Origin of the sequence: Exiguobacterium sp. s28, from assembly GCF_018618135.1 — a bacterium.
Taxonomy (GTDB): domain Bacteria; phylum Bacillota; class Bacilli; order Exiguobacteriales; family Exiguobacteriaceae; genus Exiguobacterium; species Exiguobacterium mexicanum_A.
Genome location: NZ_JACSLL010000019.1, coordinates 19,379 through 37,729, shown reverse-complemented (window position 1 = coordinate 37,729; position 18,351 = coordinate 19,379). Strand labels below are relative to the sequence as shown.

Genomic DNA, 18,351 nt, shown 5'->3' with positions numbered 1-18,351 from the left:
GCGGCTCCCTGCTTGCCCCCAGAAAAGCGAGCTGTGCCCGGTCGGGCAAATAAAAAAGACTGCAGACAATGTTTTGTCTACAGTCTGAGTTGACGTCAGTGACGTCAACTTTTGCAGGTTATGAGTTCTCGTTCATGAGCGGTTTCCCCTCATACCGTTTGACGATATGAATGAGACGCATGAACAACAAGACGGCGCCTGCCGCAAGACCTGCGATCAACCCGATCCAGTAACCATCCGGTCCGAAGCCGAACTGTTCGGCGAGTGTATAGCCGAGCGGGAGACCAATCACCCAATAGGCGATAAGCGACAACACGAGCGTCACGTTCACGTCTTTGAAGCCACGCAAAATCCCTTGAATCGGTGCGGCGACCGCATCCGACAGTTGGAAAAAGACCGCGAAGATCATGAAGTGGGCCGCGAGTTCCACGACGGCCGCGTCGTTCGTATAAATCGCGGCAACCCGTTCATTTTGCCAGAACAAAAGACCACCCGAGAAGAGCGAGACGGCCAGACAGAGTACGATCCCGATTTTAGCATAGCGCACCGCATCCTTGAGTCGCCCGGCCCCGAGTTCGTACCCGACGACGATGGTGAGCGCGCTCGATGCCGACAACGGCAACATATAGACGAACGAGGCGAAGTTGATGGCCGCTTGGTGGGCCGCGACGATATTGTCACCATAGGCACTAAGGAGCAATGTCACTGCCGCGAAGATGCTGACTTCGGCAAAAATGGCGAGACCGATCGGCGTGCCGAGTTTGAGCAACTCTTTTTGTCTCGGCCACATGAGACGTTCCACTGAACGCAGGAAGCGATATTCGAGGAACGGTTTTCCGTTCCGGACGAACGCGAACGCCATAAAGAACAGCAACCAGTAGGTGATCGCTGAGGCAATCCCGGCCCCGACACCGCCGTATGCCGGCACACCAAGTTTTCCAAAGATGAAGATGTAGTTTAACCCGACGTTAATGGGTAACCCTAATAATATAAGCAGCATCGAAATTCGTGTTTTGCCGAGCGAGTCCATGAGTGTGCGCAGCACGTTGAACAAGAACATCGGCAATACTCCGAATCCGAGTGCGAGCAAATACCCTTTGGCAATCCGTTTACCTTCTTCACTCAGCCCCATGCCGTCGACAGCGCTTGGGACGAGAAAGAAGCCGAGAACGAGCGTCGCGACGCTCAGCCCGATCGCTAAGTAAACACCTTGATACAGTGTCCGTTGAATCTGTTGGATGTTGCGTGCCCCGAGCGCCTGCGCGACGATCGGTGCGACAGCGAGCAAAATCCCGCTTAACCCCGTATAGACGGGCATCCATAGACTCGACCCGACACCGACGCCTGCCAAATCGACGGCACCGGCACGGCCTGACATGACCGTGTCAAAAAAGCTGATTAAGTAAAAGGACACTTGTGTCACCAAAATCGGGAAGAAGATGGTGAAGAACAGTTTAATTTTTTCATTAAGTGAATGTGTTTGATACATGGACAACCTCATCTCATTTCAGAAAGGAAAAATTAGAATGAATCAACGGAATGCGGAGAAATTAAAATACGAGCTTTTGGAGACGTGGAACACGTTCAATCATTATATGACCGAGGCGCTCACGTTCCAAAACAGCGAAGACATCCACCAAGCGCGGGTCCATCTTCGGAAACTATTGACGTTCATGCAACTGTACGACACGAAACCTTCCACGTATCGTCAGTTGAAACAGTTGATGGAGGCGCTCGGTGCAGTGCGTGACGGGGACGTTCTTCTCGAAGGGCTCGCTGTCGAGACCGAGCTCGAGCAGGCTTTCGCCGATCACGTCGAAGCGAGCCGCGCCAAAGACCGCACGATTTTAAATACGCGCGTCACAGAGAAGATGACCCCATCGCTCGACCAACAAGTTCGCCGCTTTATCGGCGGACAGTTGTTCCGTGCCTTCAAAAAGCAGGACGCCGCGTCATTTATCGATAAAGCGAGGAGCGACCGCAAACGACGGATCGACGCCCATCACGATGCGACGGAGATGTCCGACCGGCTCGAGACGCTCCACAAGGTCAGGCTCGCCGTGAAACGCGAGCGCTATTTGAACGAGTACTTATTGAACTATGAGACGAAAGCCTCAAAAGATCAAATTCAAAAACTGAAGCGGCTCCAGACCGAGCTCGGCGACATGAATGACCGACATCAACTGTTATTGCGTTGGAGCGATTTCACACCGCCCGCCGCCTTGGCCGACGATTACGAACACGTCGTGCACGAGCTGCAATCTCGACTCGACGAATCGGTCGACGCCATCCAGCTTTAGCGGGACGTGTAGCGTTCGACGAGCAGTTCGAGCAGTTTCATCCCGGCAATCGAGTTCCCTTTCGAGTCGAGCGCCGGTCCGAAAATCCCGAAGCCGACATCACTCAGTCCGAGCTCGTGTTTACCGGTCGCAAGGATGGCCCCGGACACCCCGCTCTTTCCCGGGAGACCGACACGGACGGCAAATTCCCCCGACGCATCGTACATGCCGCACGTCGTCATGATCGCTTTGACGATTCGGACGACGCGACGCGGGATCAGCTCTTCGCCCGTGACCGGGTCTTCCCCGTTGCCCGACAAAATTCGGCCAATGCGGGCCAAGTCAAAGCAATCGATTTCAATCGCACACTGCTTTGTGTACACGTCGATGATTTCATCGACATCACCCTCGACAATCCCGTGATGGCGCATGAAATAGAGCAAGGCCCGGTTCAAGTCGGTCGTCTCGTATTCCGAGCGGGCGACTTTTTCGTTATACGTGATTTCCTCCACCGGCACGTCGAGCAACGTCGCCAAAAACTGGCGGAACTGATAGATTTTCAGTTCCGCCGTGTCCCCTAAAATCATGCTCGTGACAGCGAGCGCCCCTGCATTGATCATCGGATTGAGCGGCTTTGACGGCACCGTCTCTTCAAGCTTGGCAATCGAGTTGAACGCGTCGCCAGTCGGCTCCATCCCGACTTTCGAGAACACGTAATCTTCTCCAAACTCCATCAAGACGTAACAGAGCGTCAACGCCTTCGAGACGCTTTGGATTGTGAACTTATGGTGGACGTCCCCCGCATGAATATATGAACCATCAGGCAAACAAATCGCCACGCCGAGCAAATCATCCTGTACATGCGCGAGCTCAGGAATATAGTCGGCGACTTTCCCTTGTGCTGTGTACGGACGACACTCATCGACCAAATGCGCCAATTGTTGTTCCAATACGTTCATCCAATCACCCCATGTCCGATAGTTTTCAACCGGGTCATCTTATCATATTCGAAGACGGTTAACCATCAAGTGGTCCGTCTTCCTTTTCTGGCTTATACCATTCCTCATCAGCCCAAAGGACCGACGGGCTGTCTTCATCTCCGTCGAGCTTCTCCCCGTACCGATTCATCGATGCGATGAAGGCGATAATGCCGACCACGACGACTATCGCCGTTATGCCGAACCAAACCATATGGAGCCTCTCCTTCCCAATCGTGACGAATTTGTCTAGAACCATGTGAGACTTATCCTATGTCTACGTCAACATTCTCGGTACCGTTAGGAAGAACACTACATAGAAATGGGTGAATGGATTGAACAAAATTGCAATTATCGGTGGAGGAATTACAGGAATGGCCGCCGCCTATTACGCGAAACAAGCCGGGGCGCACGTCACCATGTACGAAGCGAGCGATCGAATCGGTGGAAAAATCAAGACCGTCTATCAAGACGGCTTCGTCTTAGAATGCGGACCGGATGGATACATGGCCCGAAAACCGACATTGACCGAACTGATCACCGAGCTCGGACTCGACGATCATCTCGTCCGGTCGATGACCGGGACATCGTACATTTATGTCCGCCAACAGCTTCGACAAATGCCGGACGGATCGGTCATGGGCATCCCGACCAAGTTTTGGCCGATGGTCAAGACCGATTTGTTCACGTGGCGCGGTAAACTTCGGGCCGGGATGGACCTCGTGCTGCCACGCGTCTATACGGGGACAGACATCTCGCTCGACAAATTCTTCCGGACCCGGCTCGGATCAGAAGTCGTCGATGCGATGATTGAACCGCTTCTCTCGGGAATCTACAACGGGACGCTCGACGATATGAGCATCGAGTCTACTTTCCCTCAGTTTATCACGATTGAACAAAAAACACGCAGCCTGATTCTCGGTATGAAAGCATTGACACCACCTGTTCAAGCCGGCGTCAAGCCACGTGAAGCCGGGAAGTTTCTATCCCTTCAGCAAGGTCTCGGTGTCCTCATCGAGGCGCTTCGCCCGTCGATCGACCGCCTCTATACAGAGACGAAAGTCGCGGCGGTCCGGCCCCATGAAGTCACCCTAGCCGACGGGACGACCGAGTCGTTCGACGGCATCATTTTGGCCACTTCGCCGAATGCGCTCGGTCCGATCCTCGGTCTCCCGGAAGCAGAAAAATTGTCCGATTTGAAACGGACGTCTTCCATCACCGTGCTCGCGGCGTTCGATGAAAAAGAGGTCGCGGCACTCGACGGGACCGGTTACGTCATCGCCAAAGCGGAAGGGAACGCCTTGACGGCCTGCAGTTGGATGCATAAGAAGTGGCCCCATATGGCACCAAAACATAAGGCGCTCTTACGCGTCTACATCGGATCTGAGTTCGTTCCCGACTTGTTGACGGAATCCGACGAGGCCATCGCCGACTTCGCGCTGCGTGAACTGCGGAAGATTCAACACGTCGGTACCCCGATTTTCACAAAAGTCGAACGGCACATCGATACGATGCCGCAATATGAGGTCGGTCACAAACAATACGTGCGCGCTTTCGAAGAGCAGCTGTCCACACTCGACGGGATCGAGGCATGTGGTGCCATCTTGCATGGCGTCGGTCTCCCCGACTGCGTCGACTCGGCCAAACAGGCCGTCTCCCGGGTGATGGCGAGACAGGCGGTGTCCGTATGAAACGAGTCGACTACAACGAAAATCCATTCATCGTCATCTGGGAAGTAACACGTGCCTGTGCGCTATCGTGCGTCCATTGCCGAGCCGAGGCCCAGTTCCATCGGTATCCGGGTGAACTCGATACCGAGCAAGGCAAGGCACTCATCCGAGACATCCAGGCGATGGATAATCCGATTCTCGTCTTCACCGGGGGCGACCCGCTCATGCGTGAGGACTTGTTCGAACTGACCGAATATGCCGCCTCGCTCGGCATGCGTGTGTCGATGACCCCGTCGGCGACACCTCGTGTGACCCATGACGCCGTCATACGGGCGAAAGACGCCGGCTTGACGCGCTGGGCGTTCTCACTCGACGGTCCGGACGCCAAATCACACGACTACTTCCGGGGTACGCGTGGCAGTTTCGAACGGACGCTGCGTGGCATCTCTTACTTCCGAGAAGAAGGGATGTCATTCCAAATCAATACGACGGTCACGGAGTATAACGTCGACCAACTCCCGGAAATCGCCAAACTCGTCGGTGAACTCGGCGTCTCGGTATGGACGTTGTTCTTCCTCGTGCCGACCGGTCGCGGGTCACTCCTCCAACCGATCTCGCCAGAACGGCATGAAGATGTACTCCGTTGGGCGTTCGCGTTGCAAGAGCACGTCCCGTTCATCATCTCGACGACCGAAGCCCAGTTTTATCGGCGCATCGCCCGGCAAGAGAATTTGAAGCGAAAACAAGTTGGATTACCGCCCATCGGCCATCCGCATGACGACCTCGCCAAGGCGCCCCGCGGCACGAACGACGGGAACGGCTTCGTGTTCATCTCGCATACGGGCGACGTCCAGCCGTCCGGCTTTTTGCCGATCACGTGCGGCAACGTGAAAGAGACACCGCTCGCTGAGATTTATCGGCACCACCCGGTCTTCAAATCGCTGCGTGACCCTGATACACACCACGGGAAATGCGGCTACTGTGAATATCGATACGTCTGCGGAGGATCTCGGGCCCGCGCTTATGCCGTCACCGGCGACTATAAGGCCGAGGAACCGTACTGCGTCTATCAACCCGAACCGATTGCATAAACAAAGAGCGCCGGCGTCAGCCAGCGCTCTTTCGTGATTCAGTGAGTGACCGTCGCGGGACGAAGCGTCAACTCGTCGTTCTCGACGTCGATGACGACCGTCTGGCCGTCCTCGATATCTCCCGCGAGAATGCTACGGGCGAGTTTCGTCTCAATCGTCCGTTGTACGTACCGGTTGATCGGACGGGCCCCGAACTGTGGCTCATACGCCTCGTCAGCAATGAACACCTTCGCGGCATCCGTGATCTCGATTTGAATCGAGCGCGCCGTCAAGCGACTGCCCATGCGTGCGACCGCTTTTTCGACGATTTGGCCGATTTGAGCCCGCGTGAGCGGATGGAACAAAATCGTCTCATCGACCCGGTTCAAAAACTCGGGACGGAAGTGGCGGCGGAGCCGCTCGATGACTTGGCGTTCTTCCGCCTCATCGATGACGCCATCTTTCGCCGCTTCGAGCAAGATGTCGGCCCCGATATTCGACGTCATGATGACGATCGTGTTTTTGAAGTCGACGACACGCCCGTGCGAGTCGGTCAAGCGACCATCATCGAGCAGTTGCAACAAGATGTTGAACACATCGGCGTGTGCTTTCTCGACCTCGTCGAGCAGGAGCACCGAGTACGGGTTGCGGCGGACCGCTTCCGTCAACTGGCCACCCTCTTCATAGCCGATATAACCCGGAGGTGCCCCGACGAGACGCGACACAGCGTGTTTCTCCATATACTCGCTCATGTCGAGGCGAACGATATGGTCCTCCGAGTCGAACATCGCCTCGGCGAGCGCTTTCCCGAGCTCGGTCTTCCCGACACCGGTCGGTCCGAGGAACAAGAACGAGCCGATCGGACGGTTCGGATCTTTGATGCCGGCCCGAGCCCGAATGACGGCGTCGCTGACGAGCCGAATCGCATCGTCTTGTCCGAAGACGCGTTGATGGAGCACCGTCTCGAGGTTGAGCAACTTATCTCGTTCTCCTTCGGTCAATTTCGTCACAGGAATGCCCGTCCATTTCGAGACGACCTCGGCGATCTCTTCCTCGGTCACTTCTTCCCGGACGAGTTCACGTGTCACCGAACCAGCGAGCCGCTCTGCTTCTGCAAGCTCACGCTCGAGTTCCGGGATGCGGCCATATTTGAGTTCGGAGGCCCGGTTCAAATCGTAACGGCTCTCGGCTTCTTGCAGTTCAAGTTTCACTTTTTCTAAATCTCCACGGATATGTTGGACACGATGGGTCGACTCTTTCTCGTTTTCCCAGCGGAGTCGGAGCGCGTCCGACTGTTCGCGGATTGAGGCGAGCTCTTGCTGCAGCGCATCGAGTCGTTTCTTCGAGGCGTCATCGCTCTCTTTCTTCAGGGCCGCCTCTTCGATTTCGAGTTGCATGACGCGGCGCACGAGTTCATCGAGCTCGGCCGGCATCGATTCCATCTCCGTCCGAATCATCGCACACGATTCGTCGACGAGATCGATCGCCTTGTCCGGCATGAACCGGTCGGTGATATAGCGGTTCGATAACACGGCCGCTGCGACGAGCGCGTTGTCGTGAATGCGGACACCGTGGTGAATCTCGAAGCGCTCTTTTAATCCACGCAAGATCGACACCGTGTCTTCGACGTGCGGTTCGTCGACGAGCACTTGTTGGAAGCGGCGCTCGAGCGCTGGATCTTTCTCGATATATTGCCGATATTCATCGAGTGTCGTCGCACCGATACAGTGGAGTTCACCGCGGGCGAGCATCGGTTTGAGCATGTTCCCGGCGTCCATCGCGCCTTCGGACTTACCGGCCCCGACGATTGTGTGCAGTTCATCGATGAAGAGGATGATTTTCCCTTCCGCTTCTTTCACTTCGTTCAAGACGGCTTGGAGCCGCTCTTCGAACTCGCCGCGATATTTGGCTCCGGCGACGAGCGAACTCATATCGAGACTGAAAATCGTCTTGTCTTTCAAGCTCTCCGGCACGTCGCCGCGGACGATGCGTTGGGCGAGCCCTTCGACGATCGCCGTTTTCCCGACGCCTGGTTCCCCGATCAAGACCGGGTTGTTTTTCGTCTTCCGGCTCAAGATGCGGATGACACGCCGAATCTCGCTATCGCGCCCGATGACGGGATCGATTTTTCCGGTCTTCACTTCTTGGATCAAGTCGCGTCCATACTTCGTCAAGACGTCATACGTCGCTTCCGGCGATTTCGACGTGATCCGTCGATTGCCCCGGACCGCCACGAGCGCCTCGCGTAGTTTCTCTTCGGTCACACCTTTGCGCTCGAGCATGTTCTGTGCTTGACTCTTGTTCATGATAATCCCAAGCAGAATATGCTCGACCGAGACGTATTCATCGCTCATCCCTGTCGCTTCACGTTCCGCCGTCGTCAACACGTTCAACAGCGAGGCCGAGATCATCGGCGTCGTCGGCGTTTGAAGTTTCGGTGCGTTCTTGAGCGCCATCGCGACCTCGGCCTCGATATCGGCGACGCTCAGTTCCATTTTTTGCAGTAAGAGCGGCGCGATGCCGTCCGTTTGTGAGATCATCGACGCCAAGACGTGCCATTCGTTCATCTCGCTATGGTGGTACTGTTTCGCAAGTGCCTGCGAGCTGACGATGCCTTCATGTGCTTTATCGGTAAATCGATTGAAATCCATTCTGCTTCCTCCTTAGGCTCAGCGTTCGAGTTGTTCGTAAACAGATCGGTGGGCGGCGTCTAGCGGCAAATCGACTTCAAGTTGGACGAATAGATCCGATCGGACTTTCGAAGCGGTCATGAATCCACGTCCCGGGATGCGCATCCGTTGACCAGGCCGCGACCCCGGTTTGACTTTCAGCTTGACCCGGCCACCATCGAGTGTCGCCACGACGACTTCCGCGCCGTCGAGGAAAGCGAGCGGACGCAACCGTTTGACGGTGATGACGTTCGCCCCTTCGCGCCGGTACGTGTCGTCATCGGTGAAGTGGAGCTCGACGTACACATCGCCTCGATCGCCCGACTGTCCGACTTTACTGCTCTTGCCTTTGAGCCGCAGCTTTTGTCCTTCATGGGCGCCTTGCGGGATTTTGACGTTGACCGTCCCCGTCTGTAGGCGCAGGCTCACTTTGGCCTCACTCGTCAACTGACTGAGCGGGACATTGACTCGGACCGTCTCATCGAGGTCTTCTTCGACCGCCTGGTCAAAGAAGCTGCCGAACATATCCTCAAAACCGAATGTGCGCGACGTCGTTCGTGACCCACCGCCGAATTGACGGAACAAGTCCTCGAATTGGGCCGATCCTTCCCCGTACCCATCACCGCTGTCCCCTCCGCCGAACGTCGGCCCTTCCGGACTTCCGTAACGGTCATAGTTCGCTTTTTTGTCAGGATCGCTCAACACGTCAAAAGCCTCTTGGATTGCTTTGAACTTGTCTTGGGCACCCGGGTCTTTATTCACGTCCGGATGGTATTGTTTTGCCAACTTTCGATACGCTCGTTTTATGTCTTGGTCGGATGCCTGCTTCGGCACGCCAAGGACGTCATAATAGTTTTTTGCCATCTCGTTTCACCTCACCTATCCCTTTCCCGATTCTGTTAAGTCTATTCTACCTATTTGGTCAAAGAAGGTCAAAGAATTTCCTCGTTACTTGTCATACGAAAAAAAGAAGGCATTCGTTTCATCACGATGCCTTCTTATCGGTTAGAAATATACTTTCGGACTATCCATGCCCTCTTCAAACACGATCGTCACTTCTTGTTCGCCACCGAGCGAGGTGACGTTGATTCGGACGGGTACGTTCCGGTTGTATTCCCAGCGGTTCTCGAGCAGGCCGACGACGTGCTGCGTGAAGCCGACGAGTTCGGCCCGGCTATAGAACTGGATCGGAATATCGATCTCAATCCGTGACAATTCCCCGTTCTGATAAAAACCTTTCCCGATCATCCCGCTGAAATCTGGGAACACATCAGCGATTCGGTCGCTGAAGAGGGAGAATTTTTGAGCGTCATCGCGCACTTCCGTCGTCGCTTTGGCGGACGGGAAGTAATAATACGTCTCGTCGACATCTTTCCAATCACTCGCCGTCACCTCGCCAGCCGTGCCAACGAATGCCGATTTAACATAGTTCCCCGGCGTCGGTGACCCTTGCGACGCTTTCATATACAATGCGACGTTGATATCGAGATCTTTGAAGTCCTCGCGCTTGCGCAGTTGGGCGACGAGTTCATTCGCCATACGCTCTCCTTCAGCGATGACTTTCTTCTCGTCCAACTTTTCCGTATACGTCGGACCGAAATTCGGCGCTTGGAACACGTACTCCCGGTTCAAAATTAAAGCGAACGAAACACCGCCGAGTTGATAGCCGTTATCCGTTTTCGTCATATAGTTCTGTTCGACGAGCGACGCCAAATAGAGTGGCGACTTTTTATTCTCCTCGACGAATTGGTCTTCGGCCACTTCGGCCGTGCCGTTCGCATACGCCGGGTTGAGCGGGACGAGACCTTCTGACGTTTTGTCTTTACGGCCAAGCAGACGCGATACATCTTCACTCGTCAATAGCTGTCCTTCTTGATACGCATAGTTTTCCGGTTTGAACGCGCCGGTCGAATGGCGCATGAGGCCGAGCTCCACTTCTTCGAGCTCGAGCGACGAGCTCACTTGGCGCTGGGCCAAACCTCGGGCTGCCGCCGGTTTAAATGGAATGACCATCTGGTAATATGAATCACGCGCTTGAATCGCTTCTGTGACGCCTTCGGCTGCCGTCTCTTCACCCGTTGGTGTGACTTCCTCTTCCCCCATCGGGATTTTCATCGAGCACCCGCCGAGGAAAACCGTCGCGGCGAGAGCTGGGATAATCAATTGTTTCCATTTCATCTATGTCTGAACTCCTTTGATGATTCGATTCGTTACACTTCGTCCATTATAACAAAATCGTCCGTCGAAAAAAGTGTCGAAGCGGAATCAGTCCCGATTCAAAGAAAAGCACCCCCCGACTCGTGTCGGAGGGCGCCTGCGATCATGCTTTTGTGGATGGACGGCGCCGATGCGTCACGAACAAGAGCCCGAGCACGATTAAAACGAGACCAATGACCGTCCCCCACGTTTCCGTCGAACCTGTCATCGGTAGCGTCGCTTGGTCAGGTGTCACCGGGGTCGTCGGTTCAGGCACATACACAGATTCGTCGCGTTCAGGTTCCGGGATGGCTTGTTTCACATGCACCGTCGCCTCGGCCGTTCGGGACACACGCGCCTCACGATTGACCTCGAACGTGAACGTCGTCCGGTTCGTCAGTACTGCGCCCGCTCGCACATCATAGGATGGTAACAACACTTTCTCCACTTCAAGCACGACTTCCTCACCTGGGATGAGTCCGTTCTCGACTTCAGCGAGAGCCTGCATGCCGTCTCGAAGCGTCTCGGTCGTCTCGCGCTGTTCTTTGGTCGTCAACGCCCCGCTCGTCCATTCATCGATGACATCGACAAAGTACAAGGTGACATTCGACGTGTTTGTGATTGTATACGTATAGCGAATCGCCTCGCCCGGGTGCACCGTCCCTGGGCTCGCCACTTTCGTGACCGTGAAATCAGCTTGGTTCAATAAGACGATCTGTTGACTCTCGGCATCGACGACCCGTCCATAGGAATCGGTCGCGCCGACCCGGAACACGTTCCCGATCTCAGGAGCGTTCGTCCGGTCATAGTCGCTCGGGATTGTTAAGTTGACCGTCGCCTCGACGCGTTCACCTGCCGCGAGGCCGTTCTCCCCGATGAGCGCCATCAACTGCTCACGCACGTCGGCATTGAATGCTTCGACCTTATCAGCATCGATGTCTCCGCTAAAGAACTCATCTTCGATAGAGGTGATCGTGAGCGCCGTCTCGCCTGTGTTCTCGATGACGAACGTATACGGAATCACTCCGCCGACGACGGCTTGATCAATATTTGCCTCTTTACCGACCTCGAGACCAATCGTCTCATTCGGTACGACCGTGACGGTCGCCTCGGCACATTCGGCCGGAATCAATTCATCTGCTCCTTCAACACCGATACAAAACGTATTCGTCACCACCGTCTCATCTGTCACGTCTGGTGCGAACGCATCGAACTGGATTGTCGTCGTCCCGACCGGTATCGTCGGAAACGTCCAATCGAAGGCGGGTGGTCCACTCACGGTCGTCGGGGGTACCGAACCTTCCGGACCGAGAACTTCAACCGAGTCCGCGACGACGGTCAACGCTTCCGGAACCGTGTTGGATACGGAAAAATTCTCGACAGGGGCGCCCGTTACATCGATGACGAGCCGATACGTCACTAAATCTCCGCCTAACACACGCTCGATTGGCCCGTCGGCACCGAGCACCAATTGATCGATGGCAACTACTGGGGTGGCGGAGGGTGCGGTCACTTCTTCTGTGACAGGTTCTTCTGGCGATGGCTCTGATTCAACGAGCGGAGGCTCGATCGGTGTTTCAACGTCCGGAACTGTCTCTGTCCCGTCATCACCCGGCTCAGTCGACTCGTCCGCAAGTTCCTCAACATGAAATGCATAGACGGCGTCCGGGAACGAATAAGGAACGCCCTCACCATTATATAACGTGACTTGATCGATGGTCGTAACGTCAACGTCGGCCGCATCCACCATGAACCGCCAAATCGTTGACGATTCACGCGCCCCGTAGTACGTCACGTCGTCGTAAATCAGGCTTGCGTCGTCGTACGCTTCGATTTCTTCAGGGCTCAAATCAATTTGTGCATAAATTGGCGTTGGTGTCATTGTCGTGTTCGCGTAAACGCCATTCGGTGCCCACATGCCAATCAATACGAGGACGAATGTGATGAGTGCAAAGATGCGTCGGTTAGTGTTTCGCATGATGGTCCCCTCCTCTAAGGTGTCTGCCAAACTGTGACGAATGTCTGCGATGACACGCTCCGGCACGGGAGAGGGATAGAGGATGATTGTGCGCGAGTCGTGGTGTGAGTTCTTGGTGTCAAAAAGTATTTGTAGATACTATTCATTACCCTTCGCACGTTCCCACGAACCCGCCGTCATCCTAAAACAGTTGAAAATTAGGTCAATGAAAAAAGGCCTTCCACACGGAAGACCTTTCCTTCAAGATTGTTCTGCCAAGAAGGCGAGCAACGCCGCCTCGTCCCAGATTTCGATGCCGAGTGATTCGGCTTTCGTCAGTTTCGACCCGGCTTTCTCGCCGGCGACGAGAAGGTCGGTGTTCTTGCTGACGCTTCCCGTGACACTCGCACCGAGCAATTCGAGCTGCTTACCGGCTTCCCCGCGCGTCATCTCATGCAGTTTCCCGGTCAAAACGACTGTCTTCCCGGCAAGCGGCGCATCAGCGTCAGCGACCGGTCGTTTCGTACCTTTGAACGTCAGGTTGACACCTGCCGCGCCGAGGTCACGGACGAGGTCACGAGCTTCCGGCTTCTCAAAGTATAAGACGATCGATTCCGCCATCTTCGTACCGATACCATCGATTGACGTCAAGTCGTCGATCGATGCCTCCATGACCGCTTCCATCGTCTCGAACCGTTCCGCAATCAACGCGGCCGCTTTTTGTCCGACGAGGCGGATACCGAGCGCGAACAAGACGCGCTCGAGCGAGTTCTGTTTCGACTGCTCAATCGCCGCGAGCAAGTTCGTCACCGACGTCTCGCCCATCCGGTCGAGCTCGAGGAGCGCGTCCCGGTCGAGACGGTACAGGTCGGCCACGTTATGAACGAGCCCGGACGCATGGAGTTGTGTGATCACTTTCTCGCCGAGCCCATCGATATTCATCGCCGGGCGTGACACGAAATGAATCAACCCTTCGAGCAGTTGGGCCGGGCATTCCGGATTGACGCAGCGGTGGTCCGCCTCTCCTTCTAAACGCACGAGTTCAGATTCACAAGCTGGACAATGCGTCGGGAAGACGATTTCCGTCTCCTCCCCGGTCCGCTCACTGACGAGCGCCGAGACGACGGCTGGAATCACATCGCCGGCTTTCTTGATGACGACACGGTCCCCGATGTGAAGGTCCTTCTCTACAATGAAGTCCTCGTTATGGAGCGTCGCATACGTCACGGTCGACCCGGCGACCGAGACTGGTGCGAACCGTGCGCGTGGCGTGACTTTTCCCGTCCGCCCGACACTGAAATCGACGTCTTCAATCGTCGTCACGACTTCTTCAGCCGGGAACTTATACGCGACGGCCCAACGCGGGCTCTTCGCCGTGAAGCCGAGCTGTTCTTGCTCTTCGTAAGCTGCGACTTTGATGACGATGCCGTCAATCTCGTAGGGCAGTTCGGACCGCTTCGTCACATACGTTTCGATATAGTCCCATAACTCATCGGCCGTATGACATGTCGTGTATTCTTGACTGACGGCGATGCCGAGACGGCGCAAATACGCGAGCGACTCGTCATGCGAGGCGACGAGGTCGTCCGTCGAGACGAGCCCGTAGGCGAAGAACGCCAAATTCCGCGACGCCGCGATTTTCGAGTCGAGCTGCCGGAGCGAACCTGCCGCCGCATTGCGCGGGTTGGCGAATAAAGGTTCCCCAAGACGTTCTCGCTCGTCGTTCAAATGTTCGAACGACCGTTTCGGCATATATGCCTCACCGCGCACCTCGAACGTGACGTCCTCGTTCAACCGGAGCGGAATCGAGCGGATCGTCTTCAAGTTTTGCGTGATGTCTTCTCCGGTCGTCCCGTCACCGCGCGTCGCGCCACGGACGAGCCGACCGTCTTCGTATTTCAGTGACACAGCGAGCCCGTCAAACTTGAGCTCGGCGACGAAGAGCGGACTGTAACCGAGATCTTTCTCGATGCGTTCGACCCATTCGACGAGCTCTTCTTTAGAAAACACGTTCCCGAGCGAGAGCATCGGCGTATCATGCGTCACTTTGACGAACGCGTCGAGCGGGGCACCGCCGACCCGTTGCGTCGGAGAGTCTGGACTCCGAAGTTCCGGATAGTCCGTCTCGATTTCAATCAATTCGTTCATGAGACGGTCGTATTCCGCATCTGGGACACTCGGGCGGTCGAGCACATAATATTCATATCCGTATTGGTTTAACTTTTGACGAATCGCTTCAACACGTTCTGCCATCTCCATGTGATCACCTCACGCTTTTTCGATTGGGGCAAACTTGGCGAGCAGGCGCTTGATGCCGACTGCCGGGAAAGCGATATCGAGTTCGAGCTGATCGCCTTCGCCACGCGTCTGGACGACCGTGCCTTGACCCCATTTTTTATGATTGGCCTTATCCCCAACGTTCCAACCGATCGATTCGGCGCCGGACGACTGGGCGAGCTTCGGTTTTGGTTTCGAGCTGAAGCCGTTCACCGGAAGTTTCCCCGGCGACTCGACTGGATTCCATGGCATCGCCTTTTTCGCTTTGCCCGAACGCTCCAAGAGCGTCTCTGGCAACTCGTGCAAGAAGCGCGATTCCGGGTTGTTTTGGAAACGACCGTACAACATGCGAGACTGGGCCCGCGTCAAATAGAGACGTTTCTCGGCCCGTGTGATCCCGACGTAGGCGAGACGACGTTCTTCTTCCATCTCTTCCGGGTCGTTCAAGGCACGGCTGTGCGGGAACAACCCTTCTTCCATCCCAATCAAGAAGACGACTGGGAACTCGAGCCCTTTGGCCGAGTGGAGCGTCATGAGCGTGACTTGGTGCAACTCGTCGACTTCTTCGAGCGTGTCGAGGTCCGAGACGAGCGTCAAGTCGGTCAGGAAAGCGACGAGCGTTTGTTCATCGCTCTCTTTCTCGAAGTTTTGCGCGACCGAGAGGAATTCTTGCAAGTTCTCGAGGCGGCTCTCGGCTTCAAGCGTCTTCTCGATTTTGAGCATCTCTTCGTAGCCTGACTTCTTCAGCACTTCTTCAATCAATTCGGAAATCGACAAGTAGTCGGCCATTTGACGCAAATCGACCATCAATTGACGGAACTCGGCAAGCTTCGTCGCTGTGCGTGGGGCAATGCCCGACAGTTCGATGTCACGAATCGCTTCCATGAGCGACACACCTTGCATCCCGGCGAAGTCGCCGAGCTTATCGACCGTCGCGGCGCCGATGCCGCGCTTCGGTTCGTTGACGACACGGACGAAGGAGATGTCCTCGTCCGGGTTGGCGATCAAGCGCAAATACGCCAAAATGTCTTTGATTTCTTTTCGTTCATAGAACTTCGTCCCGCCGACCATCTTATACGGGATGTTCGACTTGAGGAGCATCTCTTCAAGTCCACGCGATTGAGCGTTCGTCCGATACAGAACGGCCATTTCGCCGTAATCGACGCCCTCTTGACGGAGTTCTTTCATCTGGTTGATGATAAAGAACGCTTCATCTCGATCATCCGAGGCGACGTGAAGGAGCAGTTTCTCCCCTTCGACGTTCTCGGTCCATAGCTTCTTATCTTTTCGGCTCGAGTTGTTTTGAATGACACCGTTCGCCGCTTCCAAAATCCGTTTCGTCGACCGATAGTTTTGTTCGAGCAAGATGACGTGCGCACTCGGGTAATCTTTCTCAAACGTCAAGATATTGGCGATATCGGCCCCGCGCCAGCGATAGATCGACTGGTCCGAGTCACCGACGACACACAAGTTCTCATGCGCTTGCGCGAGCAGTTTAACGAGCGTGTATTGGGCCCGGTTCGTATCTTGATACTCGTCGACATGGATGTATTGGAACTTCTTCTGATAAAACGCGAGCACGTCCGGCGCTTCTTGGAACAGCTGAATCGCCTTCATGATCAAGTCATCAAAGTCGAGCACGTTGTTTTGCTTCAACTTTTTCTCATACGCCGTATAGACGTCCGAGATGACTTTCTCGTATGGGTTGTTACCGACGAGTCCAGCCGCGTCTTGCGGCGAACGGAGTTCGTTCTTATGGTTCGAGATCATGCCGAGGAGCGTCCGCGGCTCATATTTTTTCGGGTCAAGGTTCAGCTCTTTGAGCACTTGCTTGATTGCCGTCAACTGATCGGATGAGTCGAGAATCGAGAAGTTCCGGTCATAGCGGATGCGATCGATGTCGCGGCGCAAAATCCGGACGCACATCGAGTGGAACGTCGAAATCCAAATATCGTCCGCGACACCGCCGACGAGGCGGGCGATCCGGTCTTTCATCTCGCGGGCCGCTTTGTTCGTGAACGTAATCGCGAGAATGTTCCACGGCGCGATTTGTTTCGACGCCATCAAGTAGGCGACGCGATGCGTCAAGACACGTGTTTTACCAGACCCTGCCCCGGCCATGATGAGGAGCGGGCCGTCCGTATATTTGACCGCCTCCGCTTGCGGGGGGTTCATGCCTTTGACTAATTCTTCACTCAAGTTATACATAATCGTTTCCTTTCTCTAACCAAACATTTGTTCTTATTTTATCGGAGTGCCGCGACAGTCGCAAGCGCTCCTTCGAAATTGTCATAAATCACATTACCGACGACGATCGTGTCCGCGTATGCGGCCATCGTCTGAGCTGATTCAAAATCGGTGATGCCGCCCCCATAAAACAAGTGGGCGTCCGGCACCGCTAAACGTACTTCTTTGACGAGCTCGACGGATCCCAGTGTGCCGCTATACTCCACGTAAAGCGAAGGCAAGCGGAACAAGCGATGACCGGCTTCTGCGTAAGCGACCGCCTCTTCGATGGAAAGGTCGGTTTTCGCCTCGGTCACACGGGCCACTTTCGCGTCCGGGTTCAAAACGATATAGCCTTGTCCGGTCACCTGGTCATGAAACAAGTGTCCGTGTCGTTCAAACGCCTTCACTTGATGACCGATGAGCCAGTCGACAGTTCCTGCATTCAGGACGGTCGGAATAAAATAGTGATCGAAGCCTCGAACCACTTGCTCGGGATGGCTCATCTCAAGCGCGAGCGGAATGCCGCACCCTTCGAGTCGGGCATAGAGCGCGAATGTGTTCTCCGCATCGACCCCGTCGGTCCCTCCGATGAGTAAGGCGTCCGTACCGGAGCGGATGAGCGCCGCGAGCGCCGAATCATCGAGCGGTTTATTCGGATCTAGTTTAAACACGTGGCGCCACGATTGAAAATCCATTCGGCTTCCCTCCCCTTCGATACCTTCTCTAGTGTAGCGATTTTTCCCGCCACTTGCATCTGTTGAACGAAAAAAGACTTGCCGAGGCAAGTCTCAAACACGTCTCGCGTGCGTCTTTCGTTCGCGGGCCGTCATCCACTTGGCGACGAGCAGAGCGAACAGCCCGTATACCGGGATGAACCAGAGCGGATTGGCCAAGAAAAAGCCGAGCACGGGAATATCAAGTAGCGGAGAATCCGGTGAACAGAGCGCCGTTCCGTTCACAACCGCGATGAACGGCAACACCGGGACGGCGAACACGTAACCGAAATTGATCCAAAAAGCTTTCATGT

The 18,351-nt window shown here is 55.2% G+C and carries 14 protein-coding genes; 3 read left to right on the top strand and 11 right to left on the bottom strand.

The window, feature by feature from the left end:
* Window positions 1-118 precede the first annotated feature (118 nt).
* Window positions 119-1,489 (bottom strand): MATE family efflux transporter, encoded by a 1,371-nt coding sequence (locus tag KNP78_RS14735; protein ID WP_034781269.1) that lies wholly within the window; start codon window positions 1,487-1,489, stop codon window positions 119-121.
* A gap of 37 nt (window positions 1,490-1,526) precedes the next feature.
* Here KNP78_RS14735 and KNP78_RS14730 point away from each other — a divergent pair, with 37 nt between their 5' ends.
* The gene (locus tag KNP78_RS14730) at window positions 1,527-2,300 is read left to right on the top strand and encodes a CHAD domain-containing protein (protein WP_214825242.1); all 774 of its coding nucleotides are present in this window, start codon (window positions 1,527-1,529) and stop codon (window positions 2,298-2,300) included.
* Here the strand turns inward: KNP78_RS14730 and glsA are convergent.
* Window positions 2,297-3,238, bottom strand: coding sequence for a glutaminase A (glsA, locus tag KNP78_RS14725; RefSeq protein WP_034781271.1), 942 nt, complete (start codon window positions 3,236-3,238; stop codon window positions 2,297-2,299). The two genes, KNP78_RS14730 and glsA, sit on opposite strands and share 4 nt — an antisense overlap.
* Window positions 3,239-3,296: 58 nt before the next feature.
* Window positions 3,297-3,470, bottom strand: coding sequence for a hypothetical protein (locus tag KNP78_RS14720; RefSeq protein ID WP_214825239.1), 174 nt, complete (start codon window positions 3,468-3,470; stop codon window positions 3,297-3,299).
* Window positions 3,471-3,582: 112 nt separating this feature from the next.
* Here KNP78_RS14720 and hemG point away from each other — a divergent pair, with 112 nt between their 5' ends.
* Together hemG and KNP78_RS14710 are read left to right on the top strand one after the other, a co-directional pair.
* A complete protein-coding gene (gene hemG / locus KNP78_RS14715) occupies window positions 3,583-4,947 on the top strand; it encodes a protoporphyrinogen oxidase (protein ID WP_214825235.1) in 1,365 nt (454 codons plus the stop codon).
* Complete coding sequence (locus KNP78_RS14710; protein ID WP_214825232.1) at window positions 4,944-6,017, top strand: TIGR04053 family radical SAM/SPASM domain-containing protein; 1,074 nt, start codon at window positions 4,944-4,946, stop codon at window positions 6,015-6,017. Before hemG ends, KNP78_RS14710 begins: the two co-directional genes overlap by 4 nt.
* A 38-nt stretch (window positions 6,018-6,055) precedes the next feature.
* Here KNP78_RS14710 and clpB read toward each other — a convergent pair whose 3' ends face one another.
* From clpB to KNP78_RS14670, 8 genes are all read right to left on the bottom strand, one after another.
* Window positions 6,056-8,647, bottom strand: a complete 2,592-nt coding sequence (gene clpB, locus KNP78_RS14705; RefSeq protein ID WP_214825229.1) for an ATP-dependent chaperone ClpB — start codon at window positions 8,645-8,647, stop codon at window positions 6,056-6,058.
* 18 nt (window positions 8,648-8,665) lie between these two features.
* Window positions 8,666-9,529 carry a DnaJ C-terminal domain-containing protein gene (locus tag KNP78_RS14700; RefSeq protein WP_214825225.1) on the bottom strand — a complete coding sequence of 288 codons (864 nt, stop codon included), beginning with the start codon at window positions 9,527-9,529 and terminating at the stop codon, window positions 8,666-8,668.
* Window positions 9,530-9,670: 141 nt separating this feature from the next.
* On the bottom strand, window positions 9,671-10,843 hold the full coding sequence (locus KNP78_RS14695; RefSeq protein ID WP_034781285.1) for a CamS family sex pheromone protein: 1,173 nt from the start codon (window positions 10,841-10,843) through the stop codon (window positions 9,671-9,673).
* A gap of 142 nt (window positions 10,844-10,985) precedes the next feature.
* Window positions 10,986-12,839 (bottom strand): DUF7507 domain-containing protein, encoded by a 1,854-nt coding sequence (locus KNP78_RS14690; protein WP_214825245.1) that lies wholly within the window; start codon window positions 12,837-12,839, stop codon window positions 10,986-10,988.
* Window positions 12,840-13,079: 240 nt separating this feature from the next.
* A complete protein-coding gene (ligA, locus tag KNP78_RS14685) occupies window positions 13,080-15,077 on the bottom strand; it encodes an NAD-dependent DNA ligase LigA (protein WP_214825221.1) in 1,998 nt (665 codons plus the stop codon).
* Between the two features lie 9 nt (window positions 15,078-15,086).
* On the bottom strand, window positions 15,087-17,303 hold the full coding sequence (gene pcrA / locus KNP78_RS14680; RefSeq protein WP_214825218.1) for a DNA helicase PcrA: 2,217 nt from the start codon (window positions 17,301-17,303) through the stop codon (window positions 15,087-15,089).
* 38 nt (window positions 17,304-17,341) lie between these two features.
* Window positions 17,342-18,019, bottom strand: a complete 678-nt coding sequence (gene pcrB / locus KNP78_RS14675) for a heptaprenylglyceryl phosphate synthase (RefSeq protein WP_214825215.1) — start codon at window positions 18,017-18,019, stop codon at window positions 17,342-17,344.
* Between the two features lie 93 nt (window positions 18,020-18,112).
* The gene (locus KNP78_RS14670) at window positions 18,113-18,349 is read right to left on the bottom strand and encodes a hypothetical protein (RefSeq protein ID WP_034781294.1); all 237 of its coding nucleotides are present in this window, start codon (window positions 18,347-18,349) and stop codon (window positions 18,113-18,115) included.
* Between the last annotated feature and the right edge of the window lie 2 nt (window positions 18,350-18,351).